Below are 16,444 nucleotides of genomic sequence, written 5' to 3'. Positions count from 1 at the left end.
GACTTTCTATTTAAAAGAAAGTAACATACTATTTGTAAGTAAATATTGAAACGTTAGCACGGGAGGAAAATAGAATGTCTAAAGTATTGTTTGTTAAAGCTAATGACCGTACTGCTGAAGAAGCTGTATCTGTAAAACTTTATGATGCGTTTCTTAACAGCTATAAAGAAAATCATCCAAACGATGAAATTGTAGAGCTTGATCTTTACAAAGAAAACCCGCCGTACCTGGGCAGAAATGCTATTAACGGGACATTTAAAGCAGGAAAAGGCATGGAATTGAACGAGGAAGAAAAAGCAGCTGCAGCTGTAGCGGACCGTTACTTGGACGAATTCGTCAAAGCCGATAAAGTTGTTTTTGCTTTCCCATTGTGGAACTTTGCTGTTCCAGCTGTACTTCACACTTATGTGGACTACTTGTCCCGCGCAGGAGTGACGTTTACATACACTCCTGAAGGACCTAAAGGCTTGATGGGAGACAAGAAGGTTGCTCTGTTAAATGCCAGAGGAGGCTTCTATTCTGAAGGACCGATGGCTGCAATGGAAATGTCATTGAACTACATGAAAACCGTCATGGGCTTCTTCGGTGTTCAAGACCTGCATACCGTTGTCATCGAAGGACACAACGCTGTTCCTGACGACGCTCAAAAAATTATTGAAAACGGCTTAGCAGAAGCTAAAAAGCTTGCAGCATCATTTTAATTGTGAAACCCTTGTTCCAAAAGCGGAACAAGGGTTTTTTATTTATGTCGGCTGCTTCATGCTTAATAAATAATAAACATAGTCTGTCGGCACACCTGCTTCACCCATCTGTCTCAGCATCGCTGAAATGTTGCCTCTGTGGTACGTGCCGTGATTGACCACGTGATGAAGGAGTTCGCTAACAGGCGTTTTGATTTTGCCGAATGCCGGATGTGCAATCGTGATTTCACCATCGGGGTCTTCAAGATTTTCAAAAAACGTTTCATATTGAAGCGCTGTGTCATGGAAGAGGGAAATGAAGTCATCGATCTTTTTCCCCTTTAATCCTTCTTTCAGCCGCATGCCTGTTTCCTTTGCTTCCTCGTAAGCGGCTCCGGATATAATCTTCAGCCACGCACATATGGGTAACAACCTCAGATACAGATTGAAAAACGCTTTTGATTTCCCGAGTGAACAGCTCTTCAGGCAGGCTTTTCAGGTGGGTGAGCACCCTTTGATTCGCCCAATTGTGATAATCTAAATGCTTTAGCGCGCTATGTGTCATTTTTTTGTCCTCCTCACTTTTTTAATATCAATTCGTGAAAAAGACTCATATTCCTTTAATTATGAAAAATGCCTCTGGTCATAAACGTAAAAAAACCTGCCGATCGGCAGGTTCTTGTGCTTAGTCTTCGTCCTGTTTTTTAGACGGGGTAACCGGGTAAAGCTCTTCCGATGCTTCACTTTGATACTGCAATGAGCCTGGCTTTTCCCGTTTTTCGTTTTCCGTTTCGCCCAAAACGTTGGCTTCCATATAGCGGTGGAAGAAATATTCGAACACTGTGACGCCGATCGCTGACACGATTGAAGCTGCAGCTAGCGAACCATACGGCGGATTATTTTGCATGGCGAGAATCGCCCAGATCAGTACGAGGGAAAGTCCAAAATCTCCCATTGTCGCTGTTGTATTGTTTGTTCTCGGCAGCAGAAGAAGATCTCCGATCAGATAGGAGATCACACCTAAAAACAATGTCAAAACAAACATTTCGCCGAATGGAACGCCAAAAAACAGAGTTAGCACCACATATAAGAGGACAAGGCTCACAATGAATTTTAAACACAATGCTCTTACATGTTTCATTTCGTTTCCACACCTTTCAGCTTATTTTAAAGCATTCCTGTTTTGTTGCTGTTTATTGCTTTTGTTATCCTGCTGGAATGCGCTTTCTGTTTCGTGGTCGTTTTTCAGCTGCTCGAGGCTGCTGTTTTGAATGCCTTTCTTCTGCATGGTCTCACCACCTTTTTCACTATATTTTGGATTGTTTTTGATTTCTTATACATACCACGAAAAAAGCAAAAAAGAGGGTTATCCCTCTTCCTGAAAGCCTGTCATTTTTTTCTCAGTCCTGCCGCGTATGCAGGGCCCATCCCGGTTATTTTTGATAAAATGAGCGCCATATCATGCGGCGTCTCTTTCATGCCGTTTTCCAGCCATTGCTGCATGACGCTGATATGAGCGCCGGTTATATAGGAAATCAAGTAGTCCTCCGGTACGATCGGATCCGTCTTGATCGCTTTTTTCAGCCGTCTTAAATTAATGCTCAAAACCGATTTGAATTTCAAACGGAAAGAACCCGGGCCTTTAGGGCCTAAAATTGCCTTCATAAAAACCTCGTTTTCTCTTATATATTGAAAAATATCGACGACGTCAGCGGATGGTCAATCACTTCCTGATTTAATATGTCCATTGAGTGAATCGAGCGTTTAGCAATGTTATTGATCTCTTGGATAATTTCCTCCTCGCTTTGCTCCAGCAAATCGTATTTATCTTCGTAATGCAAGTAAAACGTGCCGCGGTTAATATCGGCTTTCGTTGTAATGTCCGTGACGGATATCTCTTCAAACGTTTTATTTTTCATCAGTTCAGAAAGTGCGTCTCTAATCATTTTTTTCGTGCGCTTTACCCTGCGGTCTTTTTTTTGTCCAGTCATACAAATCCTCCTGACGGTCCATGAAAATCAACAATGTCCATGTTTGTGTTGAGAACTTAACATTTGCTGATTAATTGTTCATTGCATTCGCCTTTTGTGCAATTATAATAAACATGATGAATATTAATCAACACAGTGTTCAATATTTACGTATAAAAAAGCATGCCTCATAAGACAAAGTGTGTTTGTTGAAAGTCAGGCCAGGGCAAAATAAATTATCCAATATGAGGCGTGGAATTGCTGCAAAAAGCGGATCTAAGGAGATGATAGAATGGAGAAATATGTGGTGTATTTCAATGAAATCGATCAATTTGCTTTGCCCTATGTCGGCGGAAAGGGGGCGAACCTCGGGGAAATGACAAAAGCGGGTTTTCCCGTTCCCAAGGGATTTTGCCTATCAACTGCCGCCTACCGCGCGTTCATACAAACATGCGGCATCATCGACAGCCTGCTCGATCAGCTTGGACAGCTCAAGCATGATGATCTCGAACAGATTCGGATTGCGGGGAAGCAGATTCGCGAGCATCTTGCCCAGATTCCCATACCTGGCGAGATCAAATCGGCGATATTGGAAGGCGTTGATACGACCGGCAAAGAAAAAGCCTATGCCGTCCGCTCCAGTGCTACGGCAGAAGACCTGCCGACGGCTTCATTTGCGGGGCAGCAGGATACCTTTTTGAACGTCTGCGGAGAAGATCAGCTTCTTGATGCAGTGAAACAATGCTGGTCCTCTCTGTTTACGGACAGGGCGATTTCCTACCGCGCGAAAAACGGTTTCGATCACCGCTCTGTCTTTCTTGCAGTTGTCGTGCAAGAGATGGTTTTTCCCGAGGTTTCCGGAGTTATGTTCACTGCGGACCCGATCACGGGGCACCGCAAAACGGTTTCCATCGATGCCAGCTTCGGCTTGGGTGAAGCGTTGGTGTCCGGAATTGTGAGCGCTGATCTGTATCAGGTTCAGTCAGGTGAAATCGTCAAAAAACAACTTTCGAAGAAGGAATCGGCTATTTACTCCGTGCCAGAAGGAGGAACCGTTCAGAAAATTCTCTCTCCGGAAGAACAACAAACACAGGCTTTGCCGGATCCAAAAATCGTCGAATTGGCAGAACTGGGGCGCAAAATCGAGGCTCACTACGGCAAGGAACAGGATATAGAATGGGCTTTTGCCGGCGGCAGCTTTTACATTCTTCAAAGCCGGCCGATTACATCTCTATACCCGGTCGTACGCTTTTTTGATGATAAGCCGCACGTATTGATTAATTTTGGCTATATCCAAATGATGACAGATCCGCTGAAACCATTGGGTGTATCGGTGATCAGCCAAGTTCTCCGATTTTTAAAAAAAGACCCTTCGGCACATCCGATTCTTCGCGAAGCGGGAGGAAGAGTGTTCGCCGATATTACGGGTGCTCTTTCTCTCAGATTCGCCCGGAGCCGGCTGCTTAAAGTATTAAATGGTATGGATCAGCTGATGGCATCTGCTGTATCGGAGGCAGTCAAGCGCAAAGAACATCAGCTTAATTCTCTTTCGATAAAAGGCATGTTTCATATTGCCGGGAGATTGGCGCCGATTTTGATTCCGGCAGCATTAAAGGTTGCCGGAATCCTGCTGATGAAAAACCCCGATAAAGCCGAGAAAAAAGCGGAATTGATCATTGAAGCGATCGTGACGGACACCGAGGAGAAGCTTAGCCGGACTTCCGGCGCTGAGACGATCCGCGTCATCCAAAAAGGAATGGAAAGGATGTTCCAAGACGTGCTTTCAAAAGTCGCTGTATATGTCTTCAGCGGAATGATTGCAGCCGGATCGCTCGAAAAAAAGCTAAAAAAAAAGCTGGGGGACGAGAAAAGCGCTATTTTACTGGGGAAATTGTATAAATCCCTGCCTCATAATGTCACAACGGAAATGGGTCTTGAGTTGGGGGATCTTTCCGATCAGGCGAGGAAGTATCCTGAAGTCATTGACTATTTCAAGCGTGCAGACAGCGAAAACTTTATGGAAGAATTGCTCAAAATCCCCGGCGGCGCCGAATTGAAATCCAGTTTAGATGGTTTTCTCAAAAAGTACGGGATGCGGTGCGTGGGAGAAATCGATATGACAAGGCCAAGATGGGCAGAGGCTCCGGTTCAGCTCGTTCCGTCCATACTCAGCCATATTCGGACGACTGCCCCTGGGGAACACAGGAGGAAATTTAAACAAGGCGAAATGGAAGCGGAAGAGGCAAAAAAGCAAATCATCTCTCAATTTCGTTTTCCGGAAAAAAAGAGAGTCTCCCGGCTCGTTCATATGTATCGAAGCCTGATGGGAATGCGGGAGCATCATAAATTTACACTTGTAAAATTGATGTTTTTATACAAAAAAGCCATTCTTAAAGAAGCCCGCACCCTCGTTGAAAAAGGTATCCTCAATTGTGAAGACGATGTTTTTTACCTTACGCTTGAGGAGCTTATCGCGCTATTGGAGAATCGCGGCATCGGGGATATTCCGGAATTGTTAACAGACAGAAAACAGCAGCATATGTCCAATCAAAAGCTCACATCCCCCCGCGTGATGACAAGTGAAGGGGAGATCATTACAGGGAGGCTGCGAAATGCAAAAAGTCCCGAAGGAGCTCTCACAGGGACACCGGTTTCTGCAGGCACCATTGAAGGGACCGCCAGAGTTGTGAAGAGCCCTGAAGACGCGAAGCTGAATCAAGGGGACATCTTAGTGGCGCCGTATACTGATCCGGGCTGGACTCCGCTTTTTACTTCAGCGGCCGGACTGATTACGGAGGTGGGCGGCATGATGACTCATGGTTCAGTAGTGGCAAGGGAATACGGCATTCCTGCGGTCGTCGGAATCGACAAAGCGACAGACATTATTGAAGACGGCGCCTACATCCGAATCGACGGAACAAACGGGTTTGTTCAAATATTGAACAGTGACGGCTCATGAACGCGCTTATATTGATATTTGCTGCTTATACAAATCCCTGATATAATAAAAATAGAACGAGTGTTCTGTTTGGTTGTCAAGGTGTGCAAAGCGTTGAGAGCTTTCAATGAACAAAGCAGATTCATGAAAGAAGAAGCTAGTCAAGCCAATGAAAATAAAGGAGAAATGGATGTCGCAAAATGGAATTGTTTTAGTAGCCAGTGTATCAATCTTACGTGATAATAAAGTCTTGATGATAAAAGAGAATAAGCCTACCGCCGTTCATAAGTGGAACTTTCCGGGTGGACGTATCGAATATGGAGAGGACATTCTCCATTCAGCTCGAAGAGAAGTTAAAGAAGAAACTGGATTGGACGTAAAACTGATTGCCGCTGCTGGTGTATATAATTTTATCAGTAGGACGAAGAATCAAGTTATTTTATTTCATTTTATTGGTGAAGTTACCGGAGGTTCTTTCAATCTCGAAGAAGATGAAATTTCAGACAGCAAGTGGATAAAAGTAAGTGACCTTGTAACATTTGAGAACGAAGACTTACGAGAACCAAATGTAACAAAGCAAATCATTGATAACTTATTAAAAGAGAATGTACACTCAATGAGTGTGTATAATGAGCAACTGATTCAATAGTTCTTATCCAGCTAACAGAGACGTTAGTTGAACAAGTATAGAGGAAACCCTAATCATAGGATTTCCTCTATTTTTATGCAATATCAACATTAAAATTCAACAGAGCCTAAATCAAAAAAGCCAGCCTCTTGAAAAGGCTGACGAAGTCGTTCTTACCAGCTTGCTTTTTTAACGCCGGGGATATGCCCTTTGTAGGCAAGCTCGCGGAAGCAGATGCGGCACAATTTAAACTTCCGAATCACGGAATGCGGTCTGCCGCAGCGTTCGCAGCGGGTGTACTCTCTGACTTTGAACTTTTGTTCCCGTTTTTGTTTGACAATCATTGAAGTCTTGGCCATCTTTTTACCTCCTTCATTTTAAATTCATCGATTTATATAAATAAAAATAGATTTTATTTCTGTAAAAAATTTATTATAACATTTAAAATATCATTTGTAAATAAATTCAAAAGACTCACTGTCCGAGTCTTTTTTGCAGATAAAAAGCGAAAATGAATCTCATTGATTAAAGCAAAACTTAGCAGATACACGAATCAAACGATCCCGTTTCTCCTCAAAAAGCGGCATATTCTATCAAAAAAGACCCACGCCCATCGATTGACTGATCTACCGTCCCTAAGATCGATGTGTCCGCTTTATTCGATCTGATGATTTGGATTGAGCGGAAAATAACCGATTTGCATCATTACGAAGCAGCGGGAAATTTGTATACTGGCTTCAAAGAAAGGGGGAGGATAGAGAACAACGGTATTTAGATTTTTGTCTCATTGTCTGGCACTCCACTATACAATGAAACGAAGGAAGAATCTAACACAGCAAGAAAGCGCTGCAGAATTTGACAGTCTTGTGATTCGACTCCAGCCAAAGAAACAAATCACTTCGATTCCGCAACACCAGCTCCCGCTCTCGAAAACGAATAACGGAATGCAGGGCTGTTCATTTTCACATGAACCTCGATGTTTAAAGGGATGACATTGCCGCTGTGTCCATGAAAGCGGCGCCCGACGGCGAAAATGGTAAACGCGTCAAATGTTATAAGCGGTAAAATCGGGAAAAGGTGTGCTGGCTGCACACCTTTTTTCAGCGGCGCTACCTTTGGCTGACCGCTATTTTAAGTCCGATCAAAGCGAATAAAGACCCTTCCAGCAAATGAACTTTTTTGGCGGCTTGCGGACTTCTGCGCAGCCGGCCTCCGACTTTTTCCGCAAACAGGCTGATCATTACAAAGATCACAAACGCTTGAATTAAAAATAACATGCCGTAAACGAGCATTTGCGTTGTCACGCTGAAGGTGCCGGGGTGTATAAATTGCGGAAGAAAGGCAAGGAAGAACAATGAGACCTTCGGGTTTAATAGATTCATCACAACGCCTTTTTGGTATAAAGCCCTGCGGTTCAATGAATCTTTGGCTTCAAGATTGAAACCAGCGCTTTTTTGCCGAAAAGACTGGTAAGCTAAAAACAACAGATAGGCTGCACCTGCATATTTCACGATCGAGAAGGCGACAGCTGATTGATAGATCGCAGCAGAAATACCTGCTGCAGCCGCTGTGATGTGGACGACTAACCCTGTGCATAGCCCGCATGCGGTTGCTGTACCTGCCGATTTTCCCTTTGAGATGCTCTGTGCCAAAACGAACAAGTTGTCAGGGCCCGGCATAAGTGTAAGCAGTATAGCCGCACCCAAAAAAGAAACGATCGATATCACATCCATCTGTCCAACTCCATTTTCATTAGTATTTTTTTAATTATACCATCAGAGAAACTCTCTTTTGAGTGAAAAGGCGGGGAAAATGGACGGATTTTTAGTTTCTTGTATTAGTACAAGTTTGTGCTAATCAACATATTTTGATAATGAAGAATGAAACTCAAGGAAGGGAGAAGTGCTTATGTCTTACTGCAAACCGCGCGTTCTGCCGCCAGTTGTGCATCCTACCAGGTACTGTGAGGATCACAGATACTCTAAAACGATCGTTCCTCACATCCATCCGCAGCATATTAAAAAAGTGGATCATCAGAAATACGAGCATGTTCACTATTATCCGCATTCTTATTCAAGCTATAAGCCGGTATATCATGATCACTCTTACTGCGGTAAACCTTGTAATCGCTACGAAAAATACTAACCTTTCCCGAAGAAAAAATTCTTCTCATGAAAAAAGGCCGTAAGAAGCGTCCTAATGGTGCTTTTGCGGCCTTTTTTTTGATTTAGTTCCTGCATCCTTGCAAAGTCCCCTGCAAAACAGCTCGGCCGGCCTTTTTCGTCTTCGAATTGAAAGGACGCACTTCGACTCGGGTATTCACAGTCAGCTCTGACGATATTTCGTCAAATTTGCCCGCCCAAGGACTTCCGCCAAACCAGCTTGGCGCGTCTTCCCGGACGAGATGCATGGTAAAGCGCCAGCTGATCTGGTCCGGTATCCGGGCAATTCCTTCATATTGATCATAATCTCCAAATGAAGCAGGGGCTGGAAGCCAATCGGCGTAGATGCCGACGCTCCGCCGTTCCCTGACTGGACTTCCAGGGGCTTCGGTATACGGTTTCTTCACTTTCGCAATTAAAGCCGTTCCGCGGGCATTGGGAATATCCTGGGCTGGATGAAGAACGACGCTGCATGGATAAGGTACTAGTGCGGCAGGCTGCGCTTGGATCGTCGCCGCAGGCAGCATGAGGACAAGCGATATCGCCAGACTTCTCAAGCGTTTCATCATTGAACCACCTCCGTATCTTGAAATAGTCTAACCAGTCACACCTTTTCAAATTCTTCACCTTCAGCCGTCTGGACATTCACCTATTGACATCTTGGGAGTACCTTATGGTAAAGACATGATTGGGGGCGACGGCATGGGATACTTTGTTCAGGCTGAATCAGACGTTCACCTGTACGTAGAAGACATCAATCCTCAAAGCCGCAAAACAATTGTATTTTTGCACGGCTGGCCATTAAGCCATCTGCAGTTTGAATATCAATTTGACGATCTTTCACAAAAGGGATACCGCTGTATCGGCATTGACTGGCGGGGATTCGGGCGTTCGGATAAGCCGGCGACGGGCTACAATTACAACCGTTTGGCTGATGATATCCGCGCTGTCGTTGAGACGCTTCAACTAAACCGCTTCACGCTTGCCGGTCATTCAACCGGCGGCGCCATAGCACTTCGCTATATGTCGCGATACAGGGGTTCCGGGGTCTCAAAGCTGGTTTTGATCGATGCAGCGGCACCTGCGGGATTTACAGAAGAGACGGCAGCCAAATTGCTCCAGCAAGCGTCTAACGATCGTCCTAAGATGATGCGTGAAGTGACCGACACATTTTTCTTTCAATATATTACACAACCGTTCTCGGACTGGTTTTTTCAATTGGGATTGCAGGCGGCAGGCTGGTCGACAAAAGCGGTTATCGACATGCTGAGAGATGAGAAACTGTTTGATGATCTTGGAAAAGTCGCTGCTCCGACCTTGATCATTCACGGTGTTCAAGACAAGGTGATTCCGTTTGCACAAGCAAAGGAACTCAAACGCAAAATAAGAAATTCATATCTTGTTCCGTTTCAATACAGCGGACACGGCCCGTTCTGGGAGGAACGCGAAATGTTCAACCGGATTTTAACGCAGTTTATCGGTTGATTCTATACGGAGGAGCTGCCGCCACATAATGTTCAAAAAGCGGAAAGGAATATTTTGGATAACGTGTTATGATGATAATTACCGTACTGCTTCTACAGTTTGAGGCGTAAAAAATACCCGAATAATTTTAAACTCCAGGGAAGAGAAAAATCGCAAGTTTTTACTGGGGTGAATCTCCGTTTTGCGCAGAAGCAGAAGGAAGCATGACGTTTCTGAGGGGGAATGGGATTTAATGAAGTCAATTCAAGCAATCACCGTTCATTCAAAGCAATATATTGTAGGTGAGCCATGCCATCCGCCAGGATTTAGAGACGAAGCGACCGTTATGAAAATTACAGAAAAAAACAAGTTCTATGGGTTAATCAGAGGCTTTGTTGTTCATTTCGATACAAAAACAGAGCTGCATATTCATACAGATCCCGTCAAGGTTTATTGGAGATGAAGGACTTTAAGCGAACATTTAAAGTATTCGTTTAGTGTCTTTTTTTAACTCCGGAAGCAAGGGGTATTCAACCGGCGGATGCTTCAGGGTAATAAAGCAGATTTTTCAAAAACGATCTTCAGAAAATGAACGGGCAAAAATTGGGACAAAGTATAGGTACTTATGCAGTCAGGCTTTAGCTTTTCAGCATAATGTACTAGTGAATCTATAAATTGAAAGGAGCGTGTACACATGTACTGCAAAAAACATCATGAGCCGCATGTTTACCCTACGAAATATTGTGAGGATCATAAGTATTCAAAATCTGTCGTTCCTCATATTCATCCGCAGCATACTAAAAAAATTGACCACCACAAATATGAACATGTTCATTACTATCCGCACACTTATTCACATCATAAAGACGTTTCGCATGAACACTATCATTGCGGAAAACCTTGCAAAGGCTATGAAAAAAAGTCGGACTATGGCCATTGCTATTAATAAAGTGATTGTACCGTATTTTGATCGCAGCTAAATATACGTTCACTCATTCACAGACCATAGCTTTTTTATGGTCTGTTTCTATTTTGGAGGTAGTAACCTATATCGTGATAACCAGCAGTATGAAAGCGGAATTTACGATAAATACACACCGCATCATTGCAATATAAATAACCGCTGTTTCCTGCAATTCACCTTTCTTCTTTTTCTGACGTGATCGTGTACTGCATCTCTTGCATCTAGCTCAGAAGGCGGATTTCCAAGTCGCACAAAGCATATTAATATCATTTATACCTTTTTTATTTTAAAATGGTACATATAGGATGTTGTTTTCTCTAGTTGGCTGGGAAGAAAGGAGAACCGTTATGCAAAAAACACTTTTTCAAAACGCAACGATTGTTACTCTTGATCCGCAGCTTCATACGATCGAAAAAGGGGACATGCTGATTGAAGGCTCCGTCATTCTTGACGTTGCCGAGTCGATTGCACCGGGAGACGCTGAGATTGTTGATGCCTCCAATATGCTGATCATGCCTGGATTTGTCGATACACACCGCCACGTATGGGAATCTGTGATCCGCGGAATCGGAGCTGACTGGTCCCTGCAAACTTATTTAAACCGGATTTATTATGGGAATTATGGATCGATGAGAAGGCCTGAGGATGATTGGGTCGCGAACTATTTAGGAGCGCTTGAGGCGCTTGATGCAGGGGTCACAACTTTGCTGGACTGGACGATGATTGAATCGCCTGATCATACGGACCAGCTGATTGCGGGACTAAAAGACGCCGGCATTCGCGCAGTATTCGCTTTCGGAACATCCGGTGATGCAGAATATTGGGACAGAGACAGCGATCTTTCGAATATGGACGAAGCGAAACGGGTAAAAAAAGCATATTTTCAATCGAAGGATCAGCTTCTGACGATGGGACTTGCAATTCGCGGTCCGGAGTTTTCTTCATGGAAGACATCTGTCTTTGAAATCGAAACGGCCCGGGAACTGGATGCCTTATGCAGCATGCATATTGCGTTTGGCAACTGGGGAGCGAAAGATCGTTCGATTGAGAAGCTGAATCAAGCCGGGCTGCTCGGTCCCGATTTAAATATGGTGCATGCCAATGCGATGAGTGAAGAAGAAATGAAAATGCTTTCGACTCACGGAAGCTCGATTTCTGTGACACCAGAAATTGAGATGATGATGGGGCACGGCTATCCTGTTACAGGGCTCGCCCTAAAAAACGGGGTTCTTACTGCACTTGGGGTTGATGTTGTGACATCGACGGGAGGAGACCTTTTCGCACAGATGAAATTTGCCCTTCAAGCAGAGCGTGCAAAGCACAATGAAGAGCTGCTGAAAGAAGGGATCATGCCTGGTCCCGAATTGAGCATATCGGCCGAACAAATCCTGAGAGCGGCGACCATTGACGGGGCGAGGGCCTTAAGGCTCGATCACAAAATCGGCTCGCTTTCCCCCGGCAAAGAAGCTGACTTTATCATGGTGAAAACGGACAGCGTCAATTTGCTTCCTTTCACTGATGCGGTGGGGGCTATTGTCCAAAGCGCGCACACGGGAAATGTAGACTCCGTATATGTCGCAGGAAAAGCGGTGAAACGAAACGGCCGATTGGTTGATGCAGATCTTGAAAAAGTGAGACAAAAAGCGCTGGAAGCAAGAGACCATATCTTATCCCGATATCCTGAAGGCGCCTTTTGATCTTTCCTTTGAAATTCTCAGTGATAAACTTGCCTTGCTAGACTTCAGAAAGCCGCTCCTTAGGATTTGTTCTGTTTGAAGACCAGCTTTCTGGTTTAGTTTTCAGAGAAGAGTATGTATGGAAAAGATTAAGATGATGTTATAACCTTTTCCTGTCGCTTATTAGTTTTGTTTAAAAAGGGATATAATTCACGCCATTAAGCATTTCTCTCCACAGATGATCATTAGACTGCCAGATTTCACGATCTGGAAGTGTAACCGCGCATATTCTTTTTAATGGCCAATTCTGCTCGACAATTCCTTTAACTTTTGAGTGATTGATAAGGAGTACCCTGAAGTCGTTTTGTACTAAATCCGATAATACGGACTCAGTTCTTGAGCTTCCTTGTAGGTTCCGTTAGTTCTGACAAAAAGGATCCGATTAGCGGTTGACATCTTTTCATAAAATCTGTTGATTCTTCTATTGAATTTTTCCATCACTTCATCGTATGCGGCAAGATGTTCGAGTGTATTTTTATCTGCTTTAAAATCATGAGCTGAATCGACATGATAATAATCATCTGTAACAGAGATATAACGGTCAGTAGTATAAACACCTGTTGAGTAGCCTGTTACCCTTAGATTTAGGGGTGCCATAAAATTTGAAAAGCGATTCTTTAAAAGACGGTTCAATTCGGTCAGGGAAGAGGTGCCGACCCAGTCTAAAGGGCCTGCATACGGCCTTAAATTGTTTTCTCTAAGCTGAAGAGCAGTTAACAGAGGTGGCCTAATCCGAAAATGGCATTATAGTCTCCTTTTATATCATTCAAATTCATAATCTAAACTCCTTTTGTGGATTAATTTCCAACAATCTATTTAGTATTCTATGTTTTATAAAAGGTTGAGTAACAACAGTTGCCTACATTGAGGTCTCGGAACAGGAGAGTTTATAGAATGGGGCGGAAACATAAATAAAAAACAACATAAAAGTTGTTTTTTAAAGGGAATCTTTTATCTGTACTAAAAGGATGTCTATAACAGAGTCATTCAAATTCTTTAGAATAGCTGCAATGTCTAAGACCAGCCTTCTTGTTTGTTCGTTATCAAGCATTAAATCTTTATAGTAGGAAATAATGGATTCTAAAACAATGGCAAGTTCGACACCATTGTCAATATTTGCTGTCAATGAGCTTTCTTTTATTTTTGTCAGAAGCCAATTTAAATCATCCAAACCTTCAATAGGGTAGTAATGAATCTGATACAGATCGGCTGCCGAATTTTCAGTTTCAGTCAGAATCTGTTCCGTTTTTTCTTTTGTGATGGCATCTTCCGGATAGACATAGGGAATATCTACATTCTCAGGATATATGCCTTCCTTATGTTCGCAGCTGTCATCATCAATGGAGTCATCTGTATAAAGTTTAGAGAGAAATTCTCCAAATGAACCGGCTAATCTAAAATCCTCTTCAAGTTCTGAGTCAAAATAGTGAACGGGCGGATTTTCTTTCGTCTCCCTGTAGTCAAGCGCTATCCACGTATGGCCGTCACCATGAATAAGGACCAGGTTGTCGGGCAGTCCCCATTCTTTAATAAAGGCTTTACTCTCGAGAATTCCTTCCTTTTTCCCCATGCCTAATAAGTAGTCAAACTGGATATGATCTTTAGCCCAGGAGGTGGGCCGTTCAGAAGGGAAAGCATTAAAATTGATATAGCTGCCATTTTGTTCAAGAATAAGCGCTTTATATTCTTCCGGAAGTCTCACACCTAACTTTTTTTCAGCTTTCAGAATGCCTCTCTCTGATATGCTTTTTAAAGTGTACGGATCTTCGTCTTCGTATGTCCAAAAGTTTTTCAAATGATTCCCCCACATCCGTTTGTAGTCAGCAAAATGGTGCTCGGGCCTTTATGCTTGTATTGCCTTTATAACGGCTATCTTTCGCTGAAGGCCGAGAAATTATCATACGTTTGCGGAATAGCTCCGTATGTTCCTTTAATGCGGATATCCTTACATTCACCTTCGGTATTCTCAAAATAAAGCCTATAGGTCCGAGGCATCAACGTGATGACATCCTGAGCGGTTCGATCAGGCCAGTTACCTTCAAAATCTTTAATGCTTAAGCTCATAAATCTGCCGGAAAGGTGCATCATCTGAATTTTAATCGTTGTTTTGCAGTTTTCTGCATTGAAAATCGTAAACTTGTAGCCAATATGCCAATTATAAACGTTAGTGTCGCTATTGGGAATGACTTCCACATGTGTTCCCGTAAACGTTAAATTCAATTTGTGCGGGAACGAATAAGCTTCAGCACTGCTCCCAAAACTGAAAAATCCACAAACCAACACCGTGATCAGCAAAAAGCGTTTCATTCCATCTCCCCTCCTTTTTTCCATTTTATTGTAGCATAGATGAGTTGAAAAAGATGGAAGTTTTTTGAGAGAGAAGCACAAACCGAAAATCACGTACGGTTTTGATCGGTGTAGAAGCCTCTCCAATATGGTTTTAATTACCGTATATATATAAATTGATCCAAGGGAAAATTAGGATCAGCCCTAGTTGGATCCATGGCAATTCTCTTTATTTTTTTTCATGTGAGGAGCGGAAACATGAAACTTAGCACTTATAAGATCTGCTTTTTATTTTCTATCATCATTCTTTTTTTAACCGGATGCTGGAGCAGCCATGAAATTGAAGAAATTGGTTTGACTTTTGCTCTAGGGGTTGATGAAGGCCGAGCGACTGCCCTTGAAAAAAAATTTATTAAAATAGGCGGTAATTATCCAAAGAAAGATCGAATCACTTTGACATACCAATATGTTAGTCCGTACACAGCAGGGGTTAAGATTGCTGGGGGAAGCAGCAGCAACGCAAAAGCTTACATTAACGTATATGAAACGGGTGATTCCTTTCAGCAAATAGGCACTGAAGTAGCGCTCAGACAGGACAGGCCGGTCTTCAGCTCCCACTTAAAGGTGATCGTCATTGCTGCGGATTTGCTTCGTACATATTCACTGAAGGAATTGCTTGATCAGTCTCTGAGGGACAATGAAATCAGGCTGAGTACGCTTGTCCTTGTCACAAGAGGAAGAGCAAGCGATGCACTAGAACTGAAAGACGGCTCCGGGGAAATACCCGCATTTCACCTTAGCAGAATTATTCACAATGACTTTAAGGCGAAAAAGATTCTTCCTCCGATCACACTTGCCAAATTGCCGGGCATGATGAATGCTGGAACGAGCTATTTGCTTCAAAACGTTATCGGTGTCAATGGGGAAATCAAATATGCAGGAGCTGTAGCCATTAACGGAAAAACAAACAAGCTCCTTGGTTTATTAGATGAAAAAGATTTGGACGGGATTATGTGGATCAAAGGACAAGGGATAGGCGGTACCATCAAAAACTATGATCCGAAAACAAAAAAACTGACGGCTTTGGCAGTTGATCATTTAAAGAGTGAGATCAAGCCGGTCGTTAAAGGAAACCGCCTTTCGTTTAAAGTGAAAATTGAGTCAGAGGCACACCTGGCCGAAACCTGGAATACAGCCGACGCAGAAATTGACAAAAAATATTTGAAAAGGAAGGAAGCATATGCGTCACAAACAGTGAAACAGCTAGTTGAGCAGATTACAGAAAAAATGCAGAGGGAATATAAAGCCGACCTTGCTGGCTTCGGTGATGAAGTGAGGATTCAATTTCCCTTTCTTTGGAAGAAGTTGAAGAAAAATTGGGATGAAGTGTTCACGGAGATTCCCATTCAATATGATGTGAACATCACGATGAAGGAATTTGGATCACAAAGCAGACATTAGCTTTAACTGGAATTTATAAAAAATGAAAGGGATAGAAGGAACGGGTGAGAAGTTGGTTATAATCAGATGGCTTTAAAAAGACAAAGACATCTGATCAAACACGCATTTTATAGTTCGTCCATGGCATCCTGAGGTTGACCGAATCTTTTGTTAAA

19 protein-coding genes and 1 pseudogene are annotated in these 16,444 nt (G+C 43.1%); 9 read left to right on the top strand and 11 right to left on the bottom strand.

The features are described 5' to 3' along the window. Positions 1-74: 74 nt before the first annotated feature. Positions 75-701: an FMN-dependent NADH-azoreductase gene (locus MHI30_RS11105; RefSeq protein ID WP_020451803.1), complete on the top strand. Its 627-nt coding sequence runs from the start codon at positions 75-77 to the stop codon at positions 699-701. A 42-nt stretch (positions 702-743) separates the two neighbouring features. On the opposite strand, the gene MHI30_RS11100 is transcribed toward MHI30_RS11105, so the two are convergent. The 5 genes and pseudogenes from MHI30_RS11100 to MHI30_RS11080 form a co-directional block, all read right to left on the bottom strand. Further along, on the bottom strand, positions 744-1,043 hold the full coding sequence (locus tag MHI30_RS11100) for a DinB family protein (RefSeq protein ID WP_272914535.1): 300 nt from the start codon (positions 1,041-1,043) through the stop codon (positions 744-746). Further along, a complete protein-coding gene (locus MHI30_RS11095; RefSeq protein ID WP_272914536.1) occupies positions 1,003-1,245 on the bottom strand; it encodes a DinB family protein in 243 nt (80 codons plus the stop codon). The genes MHI30_RS11100 and MHI30_RS11095 overlap by 41 nt, the downstream gene beginning before the upstream one ends. 120 nt (positions 1,246-1,365) lie before the next feature. Further along, complete coding sequence (locus MHI30_RS11090) at positions 1,366-1,821, bottom strand: YndM family protein (RefSeq protein ID WP_020451801.1); 456 nt, start codon at positions 1,819-1,821, stop codon at positions 1,366-1,368. A gap of 21 nt (positions 1,822-1,842) precedes the next feature. Continuing rightward, a complete protein-coding gene (locus MHI30_RS11085; protein WP_020451800.1) occupies positions 1,843-1,968 on the bottom strand; it encodes a hypothetical protein in 126 nt (41 codons plus the stop codon). 101 nt (positions 1,969-2,069) lie between these two features. Next, positions 2,070-2,671, bottom strand: a pseudogene (locus MHI30_RS11080) (TetR/AcrR family transcriptional regulator C-terminal domain-containing protein). Between the two features lie 271 nt (positions 2,672-2,942). On the opposite strand from MHI30_RS11080, the gene MHI30_RS11075 reads away from it, so the two are divergent. Both MHI30_RS11075 and MHI30_RS11070 read left to right on the top strand, forming a co-directional pair. Beyond that, complete coding sequence (locus tag MHI30_RS11075) at positions 2,943-5,609, top strand: phosphoenolpyruvate synthase (protein WP_075754229.1); 2,667 nt, start codon at positions 2,943-2,945, stop codon at positions 5,607-5,609. Between the two features lie 169 nt (positions 5,610-5,778). Then, the gene (locus MHI30_RS11070; protein WP_065643869.1) at positions 5,779-6,237 is read left to right on the top strand and encodes an NUDIX hydrolase; all 459 of its coding nucleotides are present in this window, start codon (positions 5,779-5,781) and stop codon (positions 6,235-6,237) included. A gap of 152 nt (positions 6,238-6,389) precedes the next feature. Here MHI30_RS11070 and MHI30_RS11065 read toward each other — a convergent pair whose 3' ends face one another. Then, positions 6,390-6,575 carry a type Z 30S ribosomal protein S14 gene (locus MHI30_RS11065; protein WP_003182651.1) on the bottom strand — a complete coding sequence of 62 codons (186 nt, stop codon included), beginning with the start codon at positions 6,573-6,575 and terminating at the stop codon, positions 6,390-6,392. A 750-nt stretch (positions 6,576-7,325) separates the two neighbouring features. Then, positions 7,326-7,949, bottom strand: a complete 624-nt coding sequence (locus MHI30_RS11060; protein ID WP_075754233.1) for a LysE family translocator — start codon at positions 7,947-7,949, stop codon at positions 7,326-7,328. A 175-nt stretch (positions 7,950-8,124) separates the two neighbouring features. Here MHI30_RS11060 and MHI30_RS11055 point away from each other — a divergent pair, with 175 nt between their 5' ends. Further along, positions 8,125-8,361, top strand: a complete 237-nt coding sequence (locus MHI30_RS11055) for a CotD family spore coat protein (protein ID WP_065643871.1) — start codon at positions 8,125-8,127, stop codon at positions 8,359-8,361. An 82-nt stretch (positions 8,362-8,443) separates the two neighbouring features. On the opposite strand, the gene MHI30_RS11050 is transcribed toward MHI30_RS11055, so the two are convergent. Next, entirely contained in the window at positions 8,444-8,947 is a 504-nt protein-coding gene (locus tag MHI30_RS11050) for a hypothetical protein (protein ID WP_081379927.1), read from the bottom strand. 133 nt (positions 8,948-9,080) lie between these two features. On the opposite strand from MHI30_RS11050, the gene MHI30_RS11045 reads away from it, so the two are divergent. From MHI30_RS11045 to MHI30_RS11030, 4 genes are all read left to right on the top strand, one after another. Then, a complete protein-coding gene (locus MHI30_RS11045) occupies positions 9,081-9,863 on the top strand; it encodes an alpha/beta hydrolase (protein WP_178388319.1) in 783 nt (260 codons plus the stop codon). A gap of 232 nt (positions 9,864-10,095) precedes the next feature. Next, positions 10,096-10,305, top strand: coding sequence for a hypothetical protein (locus MHI30_RS11040; protein WP_065643873.1), 210 nt, complete (start codon positions 10,096-10,098; stop codon positions 10,303-10,305). 231 nt (positions 10,306-10,536) lie between these two features. Beyond that, positions 10,537-10,788 carry a CotD family spore coat protein gene (locus MHI30_RS11035; protein ID WP_020451792.1) on the top strand — a complete coding sequence of 84 codons (252 nt, stop codon included), beginning with the start codon at positions 10,537-10,539 and terminating at the stop codon, positions 10,786-10,788. 365 nt (positions 10,789-11,153) lie between these two features. Next, positions 11,154-12,503: an amidohydrolase family protein gene (locus MHI30_RS11030; protein ID WP_065643874.1), complete on the top strand. Its 1,350-nt coding sequence runs from the start codon at positions 11,154-11,156 to the stop codon at positions 12,501-12,503. A gap of 348 nt (positions 12,504-12,851) precedes the next feature. On the opposite strand, the gene MHI30_RS11025 is transcribed toward MHI30_RS11030, so the two are convergent. The 3 genes from MHI30_RS11025 to MHI30_RS11015 all read right to left on the bottom strand — a co-directional run bounded on the left by MHI30_RS11025 (position 12,852) and on the right by MHI30_RS11015 (position 14,849). Next, a complete protein-coding gene (locus tag MHI30_RS11025) occupies positions 12,852-13,262 on the bottom strand; it encodes a DUF1796 family putative cysteine peptidase (protein ID WP_237562623.1) in 411 nt (136 codons plus the stop codon). Positions 13,263-13,479: 217 nt separating this feature from the next. Next, positions 13,480-14,337, bottom strand: coding sequence for an SMI1/KNR4 family protein (locus tag MHI30_RS11020; protein ID WP_075754237.1), 858 nt, complete (start codon positions 14,335-14,337; stop codon positions 13,480-13,482). A 74-nt stretch (positions 14,338-14,411) separates the two neighbouring features. Beyond that, positions 14,412-14,849 (bottom strand): hypothetical protein, encoded by a 438-nt coding sequence (locus MHI30_RS11015; RefSeq protein ID WP_065643875.1) that lies wholly within the window; start codon positions 14,847-14,849, stop codon positions 14,412-14,414. 237 nt (positions 14,850-15,086) lie between these two features. Here MHI30_RS11015 and MHI30_RS11010 point away from each other — a divergent pair, with 237 nt between their 5' ends. Beyond that, positions 15,087-16,289 (top strand): Ger(x)C family spore germination protein, encoded by a 1,203-nt coding sequence (locus MHI30_RS11010; protein WP_075754239.1) that lies wholly within the window; start codon positions 15,087-15,089, stop codon positions 16,287-16,289. Positions 16,290-16,444 lie beyond the last annotated feature (155 nt).

The sequence above is a fragment of the Bacillus sp. FSL L8-0528 genome (assembly GCF_038593085.1).
Classification (GTDB): Bacteria; Bacillota; Bacilli; order Bacillales; family Bacillaceae; genus Bacillus; species Bacillus paralicheniformis.
Note: the sequence above shows the minus strand (reverse complement) of the source record. Positions and strands in the feature narration are given on the sequence as shown.